We start from the raw sequence: 20271 nt of genomic DNA on the forward strand, positions 1-20271 counted from the left end.
TCCACCCAGCGGGTTATCAGGGGGAGGTGGGGGAAAGCGGCCGGACAGATAGCCACGGTAGGCGTGTTGAAGACATGCCGCTCGTAGTCCTTGCCCATACCGATTTCCAGCTCGGCGCCCAGGAAGCCCAGGTTTTCCGGGTCCAGCCCCACGAAGCAGAGTATTTCCGCCTCCGGGTGGTAGTGGGCCTCACCGCCGCGGTGCCACTTGCCGCACCGGCTGTAAAGTCCCCAGGTGAAATTGACGCTCAGTCCTTCCAGGTCGTCCCCGTAAAGCCAGACCACCTCGTCGCCGTTGCCGGGGCCCACGCCCATCTCCGCCGCCCGGATGGAGCCGTACTGGGAGGCCGCCGGCCGGCCGGGGCCGCCCTGACCGCCCGGCATACCGCCGGCGGTGAAGCCCATGCTCTTGAAGTTGGTCCACATCTTCTTGACCAGGTGGGCGTACTTATCGGCCTTCTTCACCGCTTTGGCCGTGACCGGGGCGGCGGTGGCTTTATAGGCGGCGGCCAGGCCGATGGTGTAGTGGGCAATAGCCCGGTGCAGGTGCCTGACCGTGACCGGGCCGTGGGGCGTGCCCTTGGGCACGATAACGCAGGAAGGCTCGTTGATGACCAGCAGCTCCCGCTCCTCGCCCATTTCCACGGTGATTTCCGCGCTCAGGTCCATGATATCCTTGGGATTGGTGCTCTCGAAGACCAGGATTTCATCATAGGGGTGGACGATAGACCCCTCCAGGGGATGGAAGGCGCAGGGCTTCTTCACAAAGCCGAAGGAGAAGTGGGCGTCAAAACCTTCCAAATCCTTGGCTTCCATCCAGATGCGGGGCTCGGCGTAGAGCCCTTTGGGCGCGTCCTTGACTAACATGGGTTTTACCAGATTCGTGTATTCTTTTGCAGCCATAGCAACAGGCTCCTTTCAATATGGGAATATTAGTAACATAAATGAACTATCGCACCCAGCATAGCAGACGGCGAAAAGATGGTCAAGCGGAAAAAGCGTATGACAGACACATCCGGGGGAGGACGGGAAAATTTCCCCTAATACCGGCGGCGCTTCCAGCGCCCGCCCTTATAGTACGCGGTGTAGATAACCGCCCTTATCACGATGCCGATGACCACCGCCCAGCGTATCCCGTACACCCCCAGCTCCGTATGGCGGGAGAGGACATAGGCCAGCGTCAGCTGCACGAAGACCATCGTCAGGAGGTTGGTGAGCATCTGCACCATCGTGTCACCCACCCCGTTAAGCACCAGGCTCAAAGAGACCACCAGGCCCCACACCAGATAGCTCACGATATTGATGCGCAGGAAAGTGGCCCCCATATTTATCACTTCAGTGTCCCGGGTGAAGATGCCCAGTATGGGTGTAACCCAAAACCATATCACCAAAATACAGAGCAGGGAAACGACCGTGGCCATAATCACGGCCAGCCAGCCGGTCCTTTCCGCCCGGTCCGTACGGCCGGCGCCCATGTTTTGCGCCGCCAGTATGCCGGCCGCGTTGCCCAGGCCGCCGGAAAGGTTCTGTAAAAACTGGTCCACCCTTTGAGAAACCGATTGCGCCGCCACCGCCAGCGTGCCGAAGGGGGTGATGAACCAGACCAGGATAAGCTCGGCGACATTTCTCTGCATGAAGGAAATAGAGGCCGGTATGCCTATCTTGATGGTGCGCCAGATAAGCTGCCAGTCAAACCGGAAATCCTTGAAGGTTACCTTGATACGCGTCCGCCCGGTAAAAATGATGTACAGGGCGAAGAACCCCCCGATGCCCTGGGTGATGACGTTGCTCAGTGATGCCCCGCTGACCTCCAGCCGGGGGAGGAAGCCCCAGCCGAAAACGAGCGCGGGACAAAGCACCATCTGCAAAATACGGTAGCCGGCACTGATGATAAGGGGCTGCACCGCGTCCCCAGAGGCCTGCATAATGCTTTGCGCCGCCTGGAGCAGGGTCATGGTAATCATGCCGATGAGCTGGATTTTCAGGTAAGTAGCGCCTTCACTGACCACGCTTTCATCAACGCCGAGGGTTCTTAAAAACGGCGCGGAAAAGAAAGCGCCGACCAGCGCGATAATCACGGAAAAGCCCATGGCGATGACGAAAGCCTGCTGCGCCACGCGGTTGGCGCCCTGCTCGTCCCTGGCACCGATGTTCCAGGCGACCAGCGTGACGGTGCCGATGAAAAGCCCGGAAATCAGGGATATTACCACCATGACCACCAGGCCGGAAATGCCGACCCCGGCGATAGCGGAGGCGCCCAGCCTGCCGACCCATATCATGTCAACAGTCGGCCCCAGGGCAGTAAGGGTGTTGTTAATCAGCATCGGCCAGGAAAGCGCCCACAGGTTGCGGACAATACTCCCCTGGGTCAAGTCCCGGGTGAACGGGGCGTTTTTAGCCGGAAGGTCTGAATCCGTTTTCATAAAAAGCTATTCATACCATTAACAAGCCCCCCGGGCATATCACCCAGGGGGCTCATATTTATTTTAACAAGGATGGGGATGAAAAAGCTCCCCGCCCGGTTATCTCACGCCGCCCGCAATAGCGACGGCTTCCACCGGCGCTTGAAAAGGGACACAATATATCTTATCACTTGCAGTGAGAAAATGCTCGCCGGGAAGGCGGACGGCTAGTTATCCGCGGCGCCGGCGGAGTCAAACTGGCTGTAGTAAAGGGAGGCATAAAAGCCGTTGGCGGCCAGCAGCTCTTCGTGGTTGCCCTGCTCCACGATGTCCCCGTCCTTCATCACCAGGATGATATCCGCGTTGTGGATGGTGGAGAGGCGGTGGGCAATAACGAAGGCGGTGCGGTCCCGCGTCAGCTCCTCCATGGCTTTTTGTATCAGCACTTCCGTCCTGGTATCCACGGAGCTGGTAGCCTCGTCCAGAATCAGAATCTTGGGGTCGGCCAGGAAGGCGCGGGCGATGGTAATAAGCTGCTTTTGCCCCTGGGAGATGTTGCTGGACTCCTCGTTAATTTCCATGTCATAGCCGTGGGGCAGGGTGTGCACGAAGGCATCGACATAAGCCATTTTTGCCGCCGCAATAACCTGCTCATCGGTAGCATCGGGATTGCCGTAGCGGATATTTTCTTTAATGGAGCCGTTAAAAAGCCAGGTATCCTGCAAGACCATGCCGAACATGGAACGCAGGTCTTCCCGCTTCATCTTCCTGATGTCCACGCCATCGACGGAAATGCCGCCGCTGTTAACATCATAAAAACGCATGAGCAGTTTGACCAGCGTGGTCTTGCCGGCGCCGGTGGGGCCGACGATAGCGACCTCCTGCCCGGGGTGGATATCCGCGGAGAAGTCCTTAATGACTATATTTTCCGGGTCATAGCCGAAATGCACTTTATCAAACGTTACGCGGCCGGCGACATCCTTAATCCGCACGGCATCGGCGGGGTCAGGGATTTCCTCATCTTCATCGAGGAACTCGAAGACGCGCTCGGCGGCGGCGGCGGTGGACTGCAACAGATTGGCGATGTTTGTCGTCTGAGTGATTTGCTGGGTGAAGTTGCGCATATACTGGATAAAAGCCAGGATATCACCCACCTGGACGGTTTTCCTGACGGCGAGATAGCCGCCGAGGATGCTGACGCCGATATAGCCCAGGTTGCCCACTAAAGTCATCACCGGCATCATGGCGGTGGACAGGAACTGTGATTTCCAGCCGGCGTCATACAGCTCTTCATTGATTTTATCGAACTGCTCGATGGAGCGCTTCTCGCCGTTAAAAGCCTTCATGACATTGTGGCCGGTAAACATTTCTTCAATATGCCCGTTGATATGCCCCAGGTAAGCCTGGTTCTTGCGGAAGTACCGCTGGGACCGCTTGATGATAAACTGCACCAAGACGAGCGAAAGGGGCAGGATGAACAGCGCGGTAAGGGTCATTTCCCAGCTTATCCAGATCATCATCGCCATAACGCCGACGATAGTGGTGACCGAGGTGACAATCTGCGAAAGGTTCTGGCTCAGGGTATTGCTGACGGTATCAACATCGTTGGTGACGCGGCTGAGCACCTCGCCGTGGGTCTTGGTATCGAAGTATTTGAGCGGCATGCGGTTGATTTTTTCCGCGATGTTTTTACGGAAAGCGTAGGTTATTTTCATGGCCACGCCGGACATTATCCAGCCCTGTACATAGGTAAAACCGGTGCCGACGATATAGAGAATGAGTAAAATAAGTACCGTATGGCCGATATAGGTGAAGTCAACAGCGGCGCCGGGAACATGCATTATCTTGTTCATGACGCCCTGGAAGAGCACGTTGGTGGCGTTGCCCATCATCTTGGGGCCGATAATGGCAAAGACCGTGCCGGCCATGGAAAAGAGCAGCGCTACGATGATGGCCACGCGGAAAGGCTTTAAGTACCGCATCAGGGTAGCCATGGTTTTCTTAAAGCTTTTTGGTTTTTCGCCGGGCATCATCGGCCCGTGGCGGCCAATCGGCCCACCGCGCCCCGGCCCGCCCGGAGGCGCCCCTCCCGGAGGAGGCCCACCGCCACCCATAGGCCCGAAACTCATCGGCACTTTCATGAGGAGAGCTCCTCCTTTGAAAGCTGGGACTGGGCAATTTCCCGGTAAACTTCACAGGTCTCCATGAGTTCACGGTGCTTGCCGATGCCCACAATTTCGCCGTGGTCCAGGACTATAATCTGGTCCGAACCCATGATAGTGCTGATTCTCTGGGTAACGATCAGGACAGTGGCGTGGTCAGTCTCTTTGCGCAGGGCCTTTCTGAGCGCGGCATCAGTGGTATAGTCCAGGGCGGAAAAACTATCATCGAAAATAAATATCTCCGGCCGTTTGGCCAGCGCGCGGGCAATGGAAAGCCTTTGTTTCTGGCCGCCGGACAGGTTGGCGCCTCCCTGCGATACAACCGTGGCAAAGCCGCCTTCACTTTCCTTGACGAAATCCATCGCCTGGGCCGTACCGGCGAATTTTTCCAGGTCAGCATCCGTGGCGGCCTCATTGGCGTACCTGATATTGCTGCCGATGGTGCCGGAAAAGAGGAGCGTTTTCTGGGCGACGTAGCCTATTTTGTCCCGCAGGTCATGCTGGGTTACCTCGCGGACATCAATGCCGTCCACCAGGATGCTGCCGCCGGTGACATCATAAAAGCGGGGGATAAGGTTAACCAGAGTGGATTTACCGCAGCCGGTGCTGCCGATTATCGCCGCGGTATGTCCGGGTTTAACCGTGAAACTGATATCTTTAAGCAAATCGTCTTCAGCGCCGGGATAGCGGAAAACGACGTTTTTAAATTCGATTTGTCCCTTGAGGCTGCCGTCGTATTGGTGGGGCCGGGGCGGGTCATTGATAACGGGTTCCGTTTCCAGGACCTCATTGATTCTCTGGACGGAAACGAGGGCACGCGGCAGCATGACGAACACCATGGAGACCATGAAGAAGGCCATGATTATCTGCATGGTGTACTGCATGAAAGCCATCATGTCCCCCACCTGTATATTGCCGGCATCAACCTGGTGGGCGCCGATCCAGATGATGGCAATCATGACGACATTCATGATGAGCATCATCAAAGGCATCAGCAGTACCGTTACCCGGCTGATGAAAAGATTGATTTTAGTGAGGTCTTTATTGGCAACATCGAACTTTCCTTCCTCGCGTTTTTGAGTATTAAAAGCCCGGATTACCATCAAGCCGGATAGTATTTCCCGCGTTACCAGGTTCAACTTGTCAACCAGCTTCTGGACTATTCTGAACCTGGGGACGACCACGATGAGCATGACGCCGATCATGCCGAGTATGGCCATGACGGCCGCGGCGATAATCCAGGTCATGGAAGCCTCACTGCCGATGACCCTGATGATGCCGCCGATACCGAGGATAGGAGCATAAAAGACCACCCTGAACAGCATTACCAGCAGCATTTGCACCTGGGTAATATCATTGGTAGAGCGGGTGATAAGAGAAGCCGTGGAGAATTTATCAAACTCCGTATTGGAGAAATCCTCGACCCTGGTGAATATCTGCTGACGCAGGTTGCGGGCCAGGGCGGAAGCAACGCGCGCCGAGAGAAAACCCACAGCCACCGAACAAGCGGCGCCGAGGAGTGTAATCAGCAACATGAGGCCGCCGACGCCCAGGATATATCTCGTTTGTATCGATGCCAGGCTCATACCCAGGACGTCATACTCCTGGACCAGATAGCCGGTGGAGGACTGGGTGATAATGCTGTCCGGCAGGGCAGTAATACGCTCATAAGCCGTAGTGCGCAGGGCCTCCAGGTCAGACGGGGGCATATCAGCTATAAACGTAAAGGGGTCGGTGCCCTCCGGAATATCAACGGCGGAACCGGTGAAGCCGGAAATACCCTGCTGCTCAATGGCAACGACGAGGAAAATAGGCTTACTGAAAATGTCATTAAGCTGTGAAATGATGGCATTATCGCCGGTGTTTAAAATATAAATAGGCTCATTGGCAAGGTCCGGGTATTTGGCCACATATTTTGTATAGTCGTCCGGAGAAAGGGTCTGTTTATCCAGCAGCAAATAGCTGCCGGCTACCTCCGCTTTATCGCTATCGCTCATGAACAGGGTTACCTTATCGTACTCGGAGGCGCGGATAGCCTGGGGAACGGCGTTCTGGATACCGCTGGACTGGATGCCGACGTTAACGATATCCGCCATGTAACCCGGCAGAGCGAGGTCAGTCATCGCCTGCACGAAAAGCAGGGCGAAGATAATAACGATGGACCAGATAAACGGTTTAAGGTGTTTTATCAGGTTTATCATTCAGGTTGTCCTTTGTTTCGTGGAAGGCATCCATCTTGGTGAACAATGTTATCAGCTGTTTTATCTCGTCGTCGTTAAGAGCATCGAATATCCGGGACATCGAAGCGAAGTGTTCCTTTTTGAAATGTTCTATCTGACTCTCCGCCATTGGCGTGAGCTTCAGCCTGACGATGCGCCTATCGTTGGTATCTCCTTCACGCGCCACCAGCCCCTTTTCCACCAGCGCATCCACGAACTGGGTAACCGCGCCGGGGGTGATGCTGGAACGTTCCGCCAGCTCCTTAACCGACATCCCCTCCGACTGGCGGCCGATAGTAAAAAGCAGCATCATATGAGGCGGGCTTAAAAAATGCTCGGGCGGCGGGCCGGGGTGACGCACGTGTCTCATGACGGACATCATCAGCTGCACGAGGTTTTGTAAGAGGTCTTCTCTGGTCTTATCCATGAATCAAACTTTAAAATCGGCGGTAAGCCGCAAAAATTCTCAAATAAGCCTTTAATGCTTTAGTTACTTAACAGTTTAGCACCTAAATCAAATATTGTCAAGAGGCATAGCCGGAAAGTACTACGGGAGGGTACCGACCAGCTTAAAGACCGGCCTCCGTCAACTTCTTTTCCAGCAGGGCACCGGCGGGTTCCACCAGGACGGAGCCATCCGGGAAAAGGATGGTGGGTACGCTTTTATATCCCCCGTTCACTTTTTCCACGTAAGCGCAGGCCTGGGCGTCCTGCTCTATATCATACCAGTCATAGGTAATGTTATGCCGGCTAAAGGCCTGTTTGACCCTGAGGCAGTCCGGGCACCAGCGCGTGCCGTAGACCTGGATTTGTGCCATGTGATGCAAATGCCTTCCTGAAAATTATCCCTATATTAATATTTTATCAGAAAACAGCGGGGGGAGAGAAGAGGGTTTTTTACCGGTATCTTCCCGGCGGCTGCGGCGGCAGTGAGGCAAAGTCATTAACTGGCCTGATGTCCAAATATTAAAATAATATTGACAAATGGACAAACGGGTCATACACTAAATATGTTAGGTATACGCTAACAATAATATTGGCCGCGGGAAAGCCTGGTGGAAGAGACATCCGGGCATAAACCAGGGCAAAAACGGCGTTTTCAGCGCCGGGGGACACTTTAGCCACAGGTTTTACCGCGGTCGCGGCAGGAATTAAAAGATGAAAAAGTTTTTAATTTTTCTGCTTGCCCTTGGCTTGTTTTACGCCTCAGGAACCGGCGCCGCGGTAAAGGCGGATGATGCCGCGGTGCTAAAAGTGGGCATGTATGAGAACGAACCCAAAATATTCACCGATGCCCAGGGCAACGTGTCCGGTTTCTGGGCGGATATTATAGAAGATATAGCTTCCAGGGAAGGCTGGCAAATCCAGTACGTGCCCGGCATCCTGCACCAGGACTATTATAAAGTAACGGCCACAGCGATTATTTTCCAGCCCGCGCGGCTTTACTTTGCTTTCCCCAAAGGGGCGGCGCTTAATTCTTACCTGATTGAGAAAATAGACAGCCGGGTGAAACAGCTCAAGGCGGACGGCGATTTCCTTTATTATACGGCGCTGCGGACGTGGTTCGGGTTGTATACGATGGGAAAACCGGTGATTCCGGAATGGCTGAAATGGCTGCTGATCAATACCGGCATCCTGGCAGTGTGCCTGGCGGGCGGCACCTGGTTTTTGAGATACCAGGTCAGGCGTAAAACCAGAGAACTGGCAGAGGATATAGAAAAGCGTAAGGAAACGGAAAAAGCGCTGCGCGAGTCCGAGGAGAAAATCCGGCGGATATTTGAGGCGGTACCCGAGGGGCTTTTGGTATCCGACGTTAAAGGTAATATCGTCCGCACCAATCAGGCGGTGGTCAGCATGTGCGGCTACAATGAGCGGGACGAAATTATCGGGAAGAACGCCCTCGACCTCATTACGGAAAAGGACCGGGAAAAAGCCCGCAAATATCTCGAAAGAGTCTTTAAAAAGGGAGTTATACGCAACATCGAATATACCTTCGTAAGGAAGGACGGCAGCGAGTTCCCCGCTGAAATGAGCGCCGCCGTGATCAAGGACGCCACGGATAATCCCATCGGATTGATAGCGGTAACCACGGAAGTTTCCGGCCGCATACAGGCCGGGGAAGAACATAATAAAATGATAGAGTACCAGGAGCTGGACCGGCTCAAGACCAATCTGCTATCCACGGTATCCCATGAGCTGCGTACGCCGCTGGCCAGCATTAAGGGCTACGCCAGCCTGATGCTGATGTACGATGCCAGGCTCAAGGAAGCGCAAAAAAGGGAGGCAATGGAGGCTATCGACCGCTCCGCCGACAGGCTTACCGAGCTTATCGACCACCTGCTGGATATGTCCCGGCTGGACGCCGGTTTACTCCGGATGGATATGCAGCCGCTGGAGCCGGGCAGCATTTTGGCTCTGGCGGTTTCGGAAGCCAGGCTGAGGTCGCCGGAATACCGGTTCATCAACAATCTGGGTGACGGACTGCCCGAGGTTATGGCGGACGGCCGGCGTTTACGCCAGGTGATAGATAACCTGCTGGATAACGCCGTCAAATATTCCCTGCCGGGCACGGAAATTGCCTTGAACACGCAGGCCAACCCGGACGAATTGCTGGTAAGCGTGGCCGACCAGGGCCGGGGGATACCAAAAAGCGAACTGGACAAGGTATTCCACCGCATGTACCGCATCGAGCAGAGGTTGGAAAAAGACCCCGGCGGACTGGGACTGGGGCTGACCTTGTGCAAGGCACTGGTGGAAGCGCACGGGGGCCGCATCTGGGTGGAAAGCCGGGTGGGGGAGGGGAGCACCTTTTTCTTTACCCTGCCGCTGAAAAATGGAACGAAACCGGCCGGGGCCGGTAAAGATAAAAAAAGAGGGGGAGCATAAAACTCCCCCTCCCGTTTTGTAATTGGACTGAAACCGCAGCTAGACGAGCGCGCCGCCTTCCGGGGATACGCCGTTCGGGTCCAGGGTTTTGACCAGCTTCTGCCACCACAGGTGGTAGTTGGACAGAGCCGGCCCGATATCTTCCTGAGAACCCAGCGTCGAGGCGAAGTATTTCTCTGTGAAAGCCCTTCTGGTCTGCTCCTGCTGCCATTGTTCCACGGCTTTCTTGGCTTCGGCGTTCTGGGGGTCGTATTTACAGAAGATTTCCGTCTTGCCCAAGTGCCCCTGCTCCACGCCCCAGCCGAAGAAAGCGCCGCCGTCATCCACGATATAGCCGTTCTTGATGAGCGGTTCCTTGGCTTTGCCGGCGCCGATAGCCCACTTGATAGTGAGGTCGCGCTGGCCCATGATGGGTATGGAGTTGAAAGCGCCGCCGGCGCGGAAGGTCTCCCGGATGGAGGCGGAAATCCGGATGCACTGGCACATTAGAATGCCTTCGACTTCCGGGTTTTCCACGGTTTTCAGGGACTTGCCGCCGTTCTGCTTAACGATGTATTCCAGCACGTGCTTCTTATAGGCGAAGTCTTCCGGCGAGCTGCCGGCGATAATGACGAAGAAGCCGGGCCCCTGTACCTCTTTGCTCATCTTGGCGAAGACTTCCTCTTCCTCTTCATTGCAGGTGGTGATGTTGCAGGACACCATAGCGGCGTTGAAGCCCATCAGCTCGTAGCAGATTTCTCCTTCACCGAGCTTGAGTTCCGCCTGCCACATTTTATCCACGGAGGGGAAGCTGTAATACCGCGCCATGGTGTTGGCGGGTATCTCGCCCAGGGTATACTTGGGCGAATGCCCGACTATCGGGAATTCAGAAGGACCCGGCCAGTGGTAAAGCTTGACCGCGGCTTTGGTGAACACGCCAGGCGTCACGCCCGGGGGCACGGCGCTGGTGAGGATGGCCCTCAGGGAGGGACCGGGGCCGTCGCCGCAGAACCATTCGTCCGCGGAGCCGAGCGAGCCCGACCGCACGATTTCGCCTTCCGGCGTCACCCATTCTATAGCCAGGTGGTTGCGGTCATCACCGCTGGTGGTCTGGTCCATATGGCCGTGGCCGCGCAGCATGGCCGAGCAGTTGGTGCCGGCGCCCTTGATGCAGAAGTTCAAGCCTCTTTTCATCAGCTCGGCCTGAAGTTCCGCCGAGATGACGTAAGGCTCCACTACGGCGTACATGTTTTTCTCGTTGATTTCCACGATGCGGTTCATGCGCCGGAGATCAAACAGCACGATGCCTTTGGGGAACATGCCGGACCAGCCGGTGCATATCGGGCGGAACATCACCTTGTGCTTGTTGCACAGCTTGACCAGCGCCTGAACTTCCGCGGTGTCCTTGGGCAGGATTACCGCGGCGAACTCGGTGCCGTAATAAGCCGGCATAATGGAGGGGTCGTCACAGATATTCTCCACGCCCACCACATCTTCAAATTCCTTATATACTTCTTTAGTAAAAGCCATAGTTCATTAGCCCCCTTTCTTAGATTGCCTTTTCCACGAGTTCGACGATGTCATAGACTTTCAGGCTGCTGCCGCTGGCTTTGATAGCTTCGTTCAGGGTCTTTTCACACCAGGGGCAGGCGGTCACGATAGCCTCGGCGCCGGTGGATACAGCTTCATCAATTCTTTTCTGCGCCGTCCAGGTGGCGAATTCCGGGTTGGACTCATTGACGCCGCCGCCGGCCCCGCAACACCAGGCGTACTCTTTAATCCTGGTCATTTCCGTGAGCTTGACGCCCGGGATGCTCTTGATAACATCGCGCGGCGGCTCGTAAATACCTTTAGCGCCGCGGCGGTATTCCTTGGGCGGGTCGAAGACGAAGCGGTCGCCGGGGACCTTGGTGCCCTCCCAGTGAATCCAGGGCTCGCCGAGGCGCCCGAGGCGGCACGGGTCATGATAGGTGACGGAAAGATTGACTTTCTTGCGCGGCTTGAGCTTGCCGTCTTTGATCAGTTTATCAATGTATTCCGAGATATGCAGCACTTCAAGTTTGCCCTTGAGGTCGTACTTGTCATAGAGGACCTTGAAAGCCTGGTAGCCGTCAGCGCAGCCGGTGACCAGCGTTTTGGCGCCGCATTTCTTGATGAGGGCCATGTTCTTCTTGGCCTGGGCCAGGAAGTCATCCTTATAACCCATCTGGTAGGCGCGGCCGCCGCAGCAGGTCTCCGCGTCACCGGCGATGCCGAAGCTGACGCCGGCTTTCTCCAGTATCCTGGCGGTGGCTTTAGCCAGCTTCTGCATTTCCGGGTCGAAGCTGGTGAGGCAGCCTACGTGAAAGAGGACATCCACCTTTTCTTTGGTGGCGTCTTTAATGCCCAGTCCGGCCGCCCAGGCGCCGCGCTTGCCTTTGGCCGGCACCATGGAGCCGGTCTTGCGCAAACCGGCGATAACCTTGTCCAGAGCGGCGTTGGTCTTGCCGTCCTCGTTGCATTTCATGCGGAACTCGCTGATAGGCTCCAGGACTTCCATGTCCATGGCGTACTTGCAGGAAACATCACAGGCGCCGCACATCTGGCAGTTATAGACCACGTCCAGCAGCCTGTCCGTGTAGTTCATGCCGTTTTTCACGGCCGCGGTGCCGATGTTCATCCTGCCGCCGCCGGAATAGGCGTGGAAATTATATTTGGCTATGCTGGGACAAACATAGGAGTAGTCCGAGCCCTTAACTTTTTGCATAGGTACAAACTTGCAGGCCGAGCACCGGCAGCACATCCCCATATCGCCCGCGTATTGTTCTAGTGCCATCTTCGTTCCCTCCTGATATCTTTCAATGACGCTTTAGTGTAATCCATCGTTAGAAACCCACCTTGCCGGGATTCATCACGCGGTTGGGGTCGAACATCTTCTTGAGTTTGTTCAGCACCGCGATGCTGGCCGCATCCCTGTTCATGATGAGGCCGGTATTTTCCCCGTAGGGCCGGGAGAAGAACGCGCCTTTGGCCATCAGGCCTTTGACGGCCGCCGCGTATAAATCTTTCACCCGGCCGGCCTCGCCGGCGTTAGCGGGGTCATAGAACAGATTGAATTCACAATGGACGCCGGTGCCCTGGACGATGGGCTGGATGTAAACGCCCATATCGGAAGTGGCGTAGCCGGCTTTTTCCGCCGCCTCGTTCATCGCCGCTATCTGGCCTTCCAGCTTATCGTTGATGGTCAGGTAGAAAACGTCCTGGGACGCGCCCTTGTAACGGAGTTTCCAGTAGGGTTCAGCGCAGGGCTGCTGTACCGCTTTCATAATTTCGTTTGCGGAAACGCCGCCGACCGCTTTGAGGGCTTCCACGCCGAGGCGCTGGGTCATCTGGGTGATTTCCTTAACGTAAGCGCCGACCCTCTCCTCCGGGAAGAACTCATAGCCGGCCAGGACGTAGAAAAGGGTCCAGGCGGGTAAAGAGTTCTTAAGTTTCTCATAGTCTTTGGGCCATTTTTTAGCGAAAATCGCCGCCAGGTTGGTGTTATTGAGGATAAAGCATTCGTTGGCTATGCGCAGCCTTACCAGCCAGGAAGCCATTTCAACGAGCGTGCCGAGGTTGGCGGAACCAACCACGAACGGCTCTTCCAGAGCGGGCATGAGCTCGCACCGCATGGAAGCCCAGGTGACGATGCCCATCGTGCCCTGCGCCCCCTGGATAAGGCGGTGCCAGGAAGCCACGCCCGGCCCGTAGGGCGCTTTCTGTACGCCCCCCACCTTCCACTGCTCCGCCACCGTGCCCGGCCCGGCCGCCTGCCCGGTCTTGAACTCATCACCGGAGCCGAAGATTACCTCCACGCAGGCCAGAGGGTCGGAAATGTCCCACTGGTACTTGGGCATGACTACCGGCTCTCTCTCCAGCAGGCTGCCGATGACCGTCTTGGTCTTTCTGGGCAGCAGCGGCAGGTTGAGGCGGATGCCTTCCTTGGCGGCCGCCGGAATCAGCTCCCCGAAGGTCACGCCCGGCTCCACCATGGCCACGCGCCGCGCCCGGTCCACGTTGATTATCTTGTTCATGCCGCTCATGTCCACGATGATAGCGCCGCCGATACCGGGAACGGTGTCCCCCCGGAAATGGGGAGGTCCCGAGCTTACCGGCACCAGCGGGGTAAGCGTCTCATTGGCGAGCTTGATAATCTTCTGGACTTCAGCGGCGTCTTTCGGCTTGACAACGCATGCCGGCTTGACGGAGTTCACGAAGCTTATGTCTTTGGCGTATCCGTCCAGTACAGCCTGGTCAACGATAACGTCGCCGGCCCCGACAATCTTTGTCAGCTTCTCTTTTGCGATCATTATTGCCCCCTTTCACTTGTTGCTGGCGCAAAAAACGCCAGGAAATTTAAACAACGATAAGGCCGTTTCAAACAGAATATTTGAAAAGCCTGATATTATCTGACCTGCCCCGGAAAAAATGTGTCCTAAGTATAGTATGCCACTTTAAGTTACTTGTCAAATAACTTCCACCGCGTGAAAAAAGGACGACAGCTTCAGCGTCAATTTTATGTCCTCCCCGGAGTTTAAAAATAATATGAAAAAAATCTGAGAAATTTACTTTTTAGGCGGCATTATTTCAATAAAAATGTTGATAAAAAAGCACTAAAAGGTTTATAGTAAAATTAACCGATTTTTATAGCTGAATTTTGCGGTTGCCGGATAATCCGGAAGCGAGGTGAAACGAGACTGGCTTAAGGTTTTTAAGGCAATTTATCCGGATGGCGCCATGCCGTCATCCCATTGACCTTAGGAAGGAGAAAAAAGGGATTGGAAAACCTCAGGTGCCGGTAGATATTTTCCTTTCAGAAATACCTGTTTTACTGCTGTTCAACCTGGACCCGGGCTGGGCGGCACATGAACAGGAAGAAGTCCTTGAAGTAACCTCACAGCTGGACAAAGCTATAGGGGCGCTGGGGTATCAGACAACCCTCATCCCGGTGACCGATAGCGACCTCGACGCTTTATTGAATCAATACAACCCCCTGGAATACGTAGTCTTCAACTGGTGCGAAAGCATCCCCGGTCTAAACCACAGCGAATGGCTGGTGGCGGAATACCTGGAAAAACACCACTTTACCTTTACCGGCGCCGCCGCCGCCACCATAGCGCTGGCCCAGGATAAAATCCGCATCAAGCAGCTGCTTGATGATTCCGGCATTCCCACGCCTAACTGGCGGCCTTATAACTCCGCCGCGGCGGCGCGGTGGAAACGCTTTCCGGCCATCGTCAAGCCGTCACGGGAGCATTGTAGCGAAGGCATCGACCGCAACGCGGTGGTAATGGAGGAAGCGGAGCTTAAAAGCCGGCTCAACTATATCCGGGAAAAGTTCCGGCAGCCGGTGCTGGTGGAGGACTTTATCGACGGGCGGGAGCTGCACGTATCGCTCTGGGAGAACGGCACGGTGGACATGCTGCCGCCGGCCGAAATGGAGTTTTCCTCTTTCCAGGACGAGCACGACCGCATATGCTCGTACGAAGCCAAGTTCGTGCCGGAGTCCGAGCAGTACCAGAAAATCAAGACGGTGCTGCCGGCGCCGCTGACCGAAGATGAGCTGCGCGGGGTGGAAAAGATATGCAAGGCGGCTTACGCGGCGGCGGGGTGCCGGGACTACGCCCGCATCGATATGCGCATGAAGGACGGCGCGCTGTACGTTATCGACGTCAACCCCAATGCCGACCTCAGCCCGGATACCAGCACCATAGCCGCCGCCGAGCTATCCGGCTACTCTTACGGGGAGTTTATAGGGCATATCATCAGCCGCGCCGCGCGGCGGCACCCGGTGTGGGGGGAGCAGGTGGATATCAGCGATTCCGAGATGAGCCTGCGTTAGGCTTGTCATCCCAACCTGATAGGGAATCCAAAACCCGACCTTTTCCTCATGTTCTCCCTCTCCGTTGACAGAGAGGGAGACAATAGATATTACTAGCGGCACATTATTGGATGGGCCATTAATTGAGAAACCAAGACAAAAGATGGCGTATTAACCCCGATTTGTGAGTGAACGTTGAAACTAAGTATATCACCTTCCCTCTCCCCGCCAGCGGCGAGAGGGACAGGAGGGAAAGGGGGCGGTTCCCCTATTCCGTCCTAGAATGTGGAGACCATGGGGCTGTCCATCTGGGTGGTGATGGAACCGTCAATAATGTGCTCGGCGATTTCATCGTCGGTCATGCCCACCAGCTCTTTGAACACATATTCATTGTGCTGCCCCAGCATTGGCGAGGGCAGGGTTATCTCGCGGGGGGTTTTGGAGAGGATAAAGCAGGACTGGGGCTCGAATTTCTGGACGCCCATCACCTCGTGGTGCAGCGGCGTAAAGTATTTGCGCGCTTCGAGCTGCTCGTCCCGGTAGACATCGGACGGGCGGGAAACGATATGGGCGGGCACGAAGGCGTGCTGTAAAATGGTTTCCACCTCTTCCGTCGTATGCAGGCGCGTCCAGTCGGTGACTATCTCGTCGAGTTTAACTTCATTTTGCTTGCGGGCGCCGAGGGTGGCGTACTCTTTTTGCTTGGCCAGGGCGGGATTGCCGATAGCTTTACAGAAGCGCAGCCATTCGTCCTCATTCATAGCGCTGATGGCTACCCAGCGGTCGTCCCCTTTACATTCGTAGACGCCGTGCGGGGCGGCGATGGGTGTGCGGTTGCCCATCCGGCCCATGATATTGCCGTTGACCTGGTAGTCCATGACCGCCGGCATCAAAAAGTGAATGGAAGATTCGAACTGGGATTGCTCGATATACTGCCCTTTACCGGTAAGCTTCTTTTGTATCAAAGCGCCGATAAGGGCGAAAGCGCTGAAGCGGCAGCAGACGTAGTCCGTATAAGCACCGTAGGGCTGGGAGGCTTTTCTATCCGGCCAGCCGCTAAGCTCGGTAAAGCCGCTGAAATTGCAGGCGTTCTGCCCGTAGCCGGCGTAGCTGGAGTGCGGGCCGCCCCGGCCCTGCATGCTGGAGCTGAGATAAATAATGTCCGGCCTGACCTTGCGCACGTCCTCATAGCCGATGCCCCATTTTTCCACCGTCCCCGGGGAAAAGGACTCCGTCACGATATCCGCCCACTCGATGAGCTTCCAGGCCAGTTCCAGGCCGCCGGGCTTTTTCATATCGATGCTGACGCTGTACTTGTTGGGGTTGTGCCGGCCGTAGAACATGGAGCTGTCCGGGGTGGGGTCGTTATTTACGAAGGGGCTGTTGACGCGGTTGGTGTCCAGGCGTTTGTGCGACTCTACCTTGACCACGGTAGCGCCGTGCTCCGCCAGGTAGCGGGAGGTGGAAGGCCCCACCACCACCCAGGCGAACTCGGCCACTTTTATGCCGTCGAAGATGTTTTTATTATCCATGTCAGCCCCCGGTATCAGATTACGCCTTTAAGATTAAGCGATTCAAGCTCCGCATCCGTCATTCCCAGCTCCCCGCCGTAGATTTCTTTATTGTGTTCGCCAGTAAGGGGCGCGCGGCGCCGGTACTGGATGGGCGTTTCACTCAGGCAGATGAACGGCCCGCAGTAGGGGATATCCCGTCCCAGCTCCGGGTGGGACATTTCCACCCAGAAATTACGGGCTTTGAGCTGGATATCCTCGCTGATATCCTTGGTATCGGCTACCGGGGCGATTAAAATGGCCCGCTCGTAGGCGCCGACGAGGTAAAGCTCTTCCTTGGTCCTGGTCATGGTGAAAGCTTCAATGGCCCGGCCGACCTTGTCCGCCAGGTCCTGCTTGAGCCGGGAGGCGTTGTATTCCGTCCACCAGTTGAGATTTTGCAGCCATTCCGGGGCCATATTTTTTTCCGCCATCCATTTGACCAGGGCTTTTGAGGAAGAGACATACGGCTCATTGCCGCCGATGGCGAGAATCATGACATAGCCGTCAAGACACTTAAAGTAAATGGGCTGCTTGACCCCGGTGCCGGCCACATAAGACACCGACCCGACGCGTTTGAAATCCAGTTTATTCAGGTCCCACATCTGGAGGATATTCATATTGGGAGAAAGGGCGGACTCCTGCATGGAGACGTCCACGAACTGCCCTTCCCCAGTGGTCATGCGGTAGTAGTAAGCCATGAGGGTGGCGATAGCCCCCTCGCACCCGCCGAAGAGGAAGGTCTGCGGCATGCTTATCCAGACGGGCGCCCGGTCAGGGTCGCCGCAGGCGTTGAGGTAGCCGCCGCTGGCCCAGACGGTGAGCGCGCTGGCGGCGTAATGCGCCTTGGGGCCCTCCTGCCCGAAGGGCGTGATGGCGGTATAGATAATATCCGGCTTGATGGCGCGGAGGGCGTCATAGCCCAGCCCCAGCTTTTTCAGGTAGCCCGGCTCGTAGGATTCCAGGATAACATCGGCGGAGGCGGCCAGTTTCTTGAGAATCTCCTGGCCTTCCGGTTTCCTGATGTCCAGGGTAATGCCGCGCTTGTTGGCGTTATAGGTGTACCAGAAAAGGCTTTGCTGCGGGTCCTGGGAGTCCCGGTAGTAGGGCCAGATACGTGAGTCCGTGCCGCCGGGAGGCTCTATTTTGATAACATCGGCCCCGGTATCGCCGAGGAGGCGCCCGCCGAGCATACAGCCGCCTTCAGTGAGGTCCAGTATGCGCATCGGCGGTAATAATGAGTTGTTCATCCAGTCATCACCCGCTCTCATTAATAATTCGGTTTTCAGGCAACCGTGGTTATATCTGACGAGCGCAGTTTTATAGATAATATAGAAAAGCGCTTTTTGCGGAGCAAGCTGATTATTAACCGGTTCGCCCGGAAAGCAGTCCACTTATATCATACACTTTTTTCATGATTTTTTCATATTTGGGGTTTTCAGGGGTTAACGGGTGAGCAGGGTGTGGCGGCGGCTGGCGGGCTCGCTGTTGTGCTGTTTACGCCTAAAATGATATAATTTACTATCAATAGTTTCCGATGGCCCCATTTTTCCCGGTTAGAAAAGCATATCCGCTTTCGACGCCGGGAGCGAAGATGTTTTCTGATTTTCCCCCGATTCTTTTATCGCGTTGACAGCGCGCGCGTATAATCTTTAAACGGTCTGACAAGAAAGGATGAAGGTAACTGATGAAGAAAAAACTGATAATAGCTTTTTCCATAATCATCGTGCTGTTTCTGGCGGGGTACTTCGTGGCGGGGTATTTCCTGGGCAACGTGCCTATCGCGTCCAAGCTGCTGGGCACCAACAAAGCCAAGGACCTGGGTGTGGTCATCAGAATCGATAACGCTTACGGCGGCCTGGAGAAAATCAACTTCCCCCTGGACCCGCAGGCGGTGGAGGCGGTGGTCAACGACCCCTCTTCCTACACCCGGCTGAATACCTCGCTGACGAGCGATGAAGCCTCCTCCCTCCTGGCGCTGGGCGATATCCCGGGTTTCCCGCTGCGCACCACGCAGATCAAGTTCGGACCTAACGGCAGCGTCAAAGCCTCCGGGGTGATCAATACGGCGGATTTGCAGGAGGCCCTGCGCGCCGGAGGGGCATCTTCAGACACCATCGATAAGATCATGAAATATGTGAAAATGGCCAAGTACTTTAATTTCTACCTGGAAGGCAATATCAGCATCCACAACAATCAGATTTCCGGCAATCTGGACAGCGTCAAGATAGGCAATATAGGCCTGCCGGGCAGCCTGGTGGACAGCATCGAATCTGGTTTTGCCAGCGCGGTCACGGGTATGCTTAACGACCGGGGATATTACATCCGCAACCTGAGCATTTCCGAAGACAAGATAGACCTGGATATGGACCGGACGCTGGGGGGCCTGGAGTACTGGCTGAAGTTTGTCCAGTATTAGTAAGGAGAAAACATGAAAAAGATAGTGTTGATAATACTAATGCTCATGGGGCTGATGATTCCCGCCGCCGGCTGTGCTTCCACCAGCGATAGCGATACTTTGAGCTCTCTGAAAGCGTGGCTGGAAAACTATCAAAACGGCCTGCTGGACAGCGGGGACGGCGACGGGGGAGTGACCGACGGCGTTTTGCTGCGCCTGACCTACCCCGCCGGCCGCAGCCCCAATGTTTTTACCACCGGCTGGCTCTTCGGGGCGGCGTGCTCCCAGAACGGGACCGACTACTCCGACCAGGTAAAATGGAGCGGCAGCGGCACTTTTTCCCCGGATACCGGCACCATGTCACGGCCCTCCTTTAACGGAGAGGGGGCCAACACCATAACCTTGAGCATAAAGATAGACGACAAAGAATACTCCCGCACCTTTAACGTCAACGCCATATCTCCGGAAGGGTATGCCTGCGTGGGCATGTTCGCCGAATGTACCGCGGATAGCCACGGCAGTCCGGCGGACCCGCTGGACGTAAAAGGCCCTATTACCACGGGCAGCAGCCATGTGCTGGTAAACGGCCGGCCGGCCGCCAGGGTGGGGGACATAGGGATTCATTCAGTGTGCGCCGGCGCCAACAAATTTGAAATAGTGGGCGGGGATGAAAACGTGTTGATTGACGGCAGGCCTGCCGCCAAGATAGGCGATACTACCAGGCACTGCGGCGGCATTGGTAAAATCATCGGCTATATAAATTAATAGCCGGGTGCGAACATAAACACAGGGGAATGATTTAAGCCCCCGGGCGCGGATAACCGACCCGGGGGT

At 55.7% G+C, this 20271-nt stretch carries 15 protein-coding genes; 4 read left to right on the top strand and 11 right to left on the bottom strand.

What is annotated here, in order from left to right:
• The 6 genes from WC370_09545 to WC370_09570 all read right to left on the bottom strand — a co-directional run.
• A partial coding sequence (locus tag WC370_09545; protein MFA5309709.1) for a hypothetical protein occupies positions 1 to 902 on the bottom strand: 902 nt, incomplete at its 3' end.
• A gap of 137 nt (positions 903 to 1039) precedes the next feature.
• Positions 1040 to 2422: an MATE family efflux transporter gene (locus tag WC370_09550; GenBank protein ID MFA5309710.1), complete on the bottom strand. Its 1383-nt coding sequence runs from the start codon at positions 2420 to 2422 to the stop codon at positions 1040 to 1042.
• Between the two features lie 206 nt (positions 2423 to 2628).
• Positions 2629 to 4542, bottom strand: coding sequence for an ABC transporter ATP-binding protein (locus tag WC370_09555; GenBank protein ID MFA5309711.1), 1914 nt, complete (start codon positions 4540 to 4542; stop codon positions 2629 to 2631).
• Positions 4539 to 6764 carry an ABC transporter ATP-binding protein gene (locus WC370_09560; GenBank protein ID MFA5309712.1) on the bottom strand — a complete coding sequence of 742 codons (2226 nt, stop codon included), beginning with the start codon at positions 6762 to 6764 and terminating at the stop codon, positions 4539 to 4541. The genes WC370_09555 and WC370_09560 overlap by 4 nt, the downstream gene beginning before the upstream one ends.
• Positions 6739 to 7209 (bottom strand): MarR family transcriptional regulator, encoded by a 471-nt coding sequence (locus tag WC370_09565; GenBank protein ID MFA5309713.1) that lies wholly within the window; start codon positions 7207 to 7209, stop codon positions 6739 to 6741. The genes WC370_09560 and WC370_09565 overlap by 26 nt, the downstream gene beginning before the upstream one ends.
• 142 nt (positions 7210 to 7351) lie before the next feature.
• Positions 7352 to 7600 (bottom strand): glutaredoxin domain-containing protein, encoded by a 249-nt coding sequence (locus WC370_09570; GenBank protein ID MFA5309714.1) that lies wholly within the window; start codon positions 7598 to 7600, stop codon positions 7352 to 7354.
• A 340-nt stretch (positions 7601 to 7940) separates the two neighbouring features.
• Here WC370_09570 and WC370_09575 point away from each other — a divergent pair, with 340 nt between their 5' ends.
• Complete coding sequence (locus WC370_09575) at positions 7941 to 9668, top strand: ATP-binding protein (protein ID MFA5309715.1); 1728 nt, start codon at positions 7941 to 7943, stop codon at positions 9666 to 9668.
• A 39-nt stretch (positions 9669 to 9707) separates the two neighbouring features.
• Here WC370_09575 and WC370_09580 read toward each other — a convergent pair whose 3' ends face one another.
• Genes WC370_09580 through WC370_09590 form a run of 3 tightly spaced genes read right to left on the bottom strand, consistent with a single transcriptional unit; the run spans position 9708 to position 13978 of the window.
• The gene (locus tag WC370_09580) at positions 9708 to 11177 is read right to left on the bottom strand and encodes an FAD-dependent oxidoreductase (GenBank protein MFA5309716.1); all 1470 of its coding nucleotides are present in this window, start codon (positions 11175 to 11177) and stop codon (positions 9708 to 9710) included.
• 19 nt (positions 11178 to 11196) lie between these two features.
• Positions 11197 to 12462, bottom strand: a complete 1266-nt coding sequence (locus WC370_09585) for a (Fe-S)-binding protein (protein MFA5309717.1) — start codon at positions 12460 to 12462, stop codon at positions 11197 to 11199.
• A gap of 49 nt (positions 12463 to 12511) precedes the next feature.
• The gene (locus tag WC370_09590) at positions 12512 to 13978 is read right to left on the bottom strand and encodes an FAD-binding oxidoreductase (protein ID MFA5309718.1); all 1467 of its coding nucleotides are present in this window, start codon (positions 13976 to 13978) and stop codon (positions 12512 to 12514) included.
• Positions 13979 to 14460: 482 nt separating this feature from the next.
• Between WC370_09590 and WC370_09595 the strand changes: the two genes are divergently transcribed.
• The gene (locus WC370_09595; GenBank protein ID MFA5309719.1) at positions 14461 to 15510 is read left to right on the top strand and encodes an ATP-grasp domain-containing protein; all 1050 of its coding nucleotides are present in this window, start codon (positions 14461 to 14463) and stop codon (positions 15508 to 15510) included.
• A 257-nt stretch (positions 15511 to 15767) separates the two neighbouring features.
• Here WC370_09595 and WC370_09600 read toward each other — a convergent pair whose 3' ends face one another.
• Positions 15768 to 17021 carry a CoA transferase gene (locus WC370_09600; GenBank protein MFA5309720.1) on the bottom strand — a complete coding sequence of 418 codons (1254 nt, stop codon included), beginning with the start codon at positions 17019 to 17021 and terminating at the stop codon, positions 15768 to 15770.
• 14 nt (positions 17022 to 17035) lie between these two features.
• The gene (locus WC370_09605) at positions 17036 to 18289 is read right to left on the bottom strand and encodes a CoA transferase (protein ID MFA5309721.1); all 1254 of its coding nucleotides are present in this window, start codon (positions 18287 to 18289) and stop codon (positions 17036 to 17038) included.
• A 437-nt stretch (positions 18290 to 18726) separates the two neighbouring features.
• Between WC370_09605 and WC370_09610 the strand changes: the two genes are divergently transcribed.
• Together WC370_09610 and WC370_09615 are read left to right on the top strand one after the other, a co-directional pair.
• Positions 18727 to 19458, top strand: a complete 732-nt coding sequence (locus WC370_09610; protein ID MFA5309722.1) for a hypothetical protein — start codon at positions 18727 to 18729, stop codon at positions 19456 to 19458.
• A 12-nt stretch (positions 19459 to 19470) separates the two neighbouring features.
• On the top strand, positions 19471 to 20202 hold the full coding sequence (locus WC370_09615; GenBank protein ID MFA5309723.1) for a PAAR domain-containing protein: 732 nt from the start codon (positions 19471 to 19473) through the stop codon (positions 20200 to 20202).
• Positions 20203 to 20271: the final 69 nt, after the last annotated feature.

Source organism: Dehalococcoidales bacterium (assembly GCA_041652735.1).
Lineage (GTDB): Bacteria > Chloroflexota > Dehalococcoidia > Dehalococcoidales > RBG-16-60-22 > RBG-13-51-18.

What these genes read in the sequence shown, in the direction of transcription:
- WC370_09570 (MFA5309714.1), bottom strand. Translation starts at nt 7,600, where the DNA reads ATGGCACAAATCCAGGTCTACGGCACGCGCTGGTGCCCGGACTGCCTC.
- WC370_09585 (MFA5309717.1), bottom strand. Translation starts at nt 12,462, where the DNA reads ATGGCACTAGAACAATACGCGGGCGATATGGGGATGTGCTGCCGGTGC.
- WC370_09600 (MFA5309720.1), bottom strand. Translation starts at nt 17,021, where the DNA reads ATGGATAATAAAAACATCTTCGACGGCATAAAAGTGGCCGAGTTCGCC.
- WC370_09610 (MFA5309722.1), top strand. Translation starts at nt 18,727, where the DNA reads ATGAAGAAAAAACTGATAATAGCTTTTTCCATAATCATCGTGCTGTTT.
- WC370_09575 (MFA5309715.1), top strand. Translation starts at nt 7,941, where the DNA reads ATGAAAAAGTTTTTAATTTTTCTGCTTGCCCTTGGCTTGTTTTACGCC.
- WC370_09580 (MFA5309716.1), bottom strand. Translation starts at nt 11,177, where the DNA reads ATGGCTTTTACTAAAGAAGTATATAAGGAATTTGAAGATGTGGTGGGC.
- WC370_09565 (MFA5309713.1), bottom strand. Translation starts at nt 7,209, where the DNA reads ATGGATAAGACCAGAGAAGACCTCTTACAAAACCTCGTGCAGCTGATG.
- WC370_09605 (MFA5309721.1), bottom strand. Translation starts at nt 18,289, where the DNA reads ATGAACAACTCATTATTACCGCCGATGCGCATACTGGACCTCACTGAA.
- WC370_09550 (MFA5309710.1), bottom strand. Translation starts at nt 2,422, where the DNA reads ATGAAAACGGATTCAGACCTTCCGGCTAAAAACGCCCCGTTCACCCGG.
- WC370_09615 (MFA5309723.1), top strand. Translation starts at nt 19,471, where the DNA reads ATGAAAAAGATAGTGTTGATAATACTAATGCTCATGGGGCTGATGATT.
- WC370_09560 (MFA5309712.1), bottom strand. Translation starts at nt 6,764, where the DNA reads ATGATAAACCTGATAAAACACCTTAAACCGTTTATCTGGTCCATCGTT.
- WC370_09555 (MFA5309711.1), bottom strand. Translation starts at nt 4,542, where the DNA reads ATGAAAGTGCCGATGAGTTTCGGGCCTATGGGTGGCGGTGGGCCTCCT.
- WC370_09590 (MFA5309718.1), bottom strand. Translation starts at nt 13,978, where the DNA reads ATGATCGCAAAAGAGAAGCTGACAAAGATTGTCGGGGCCGGCGACGTT.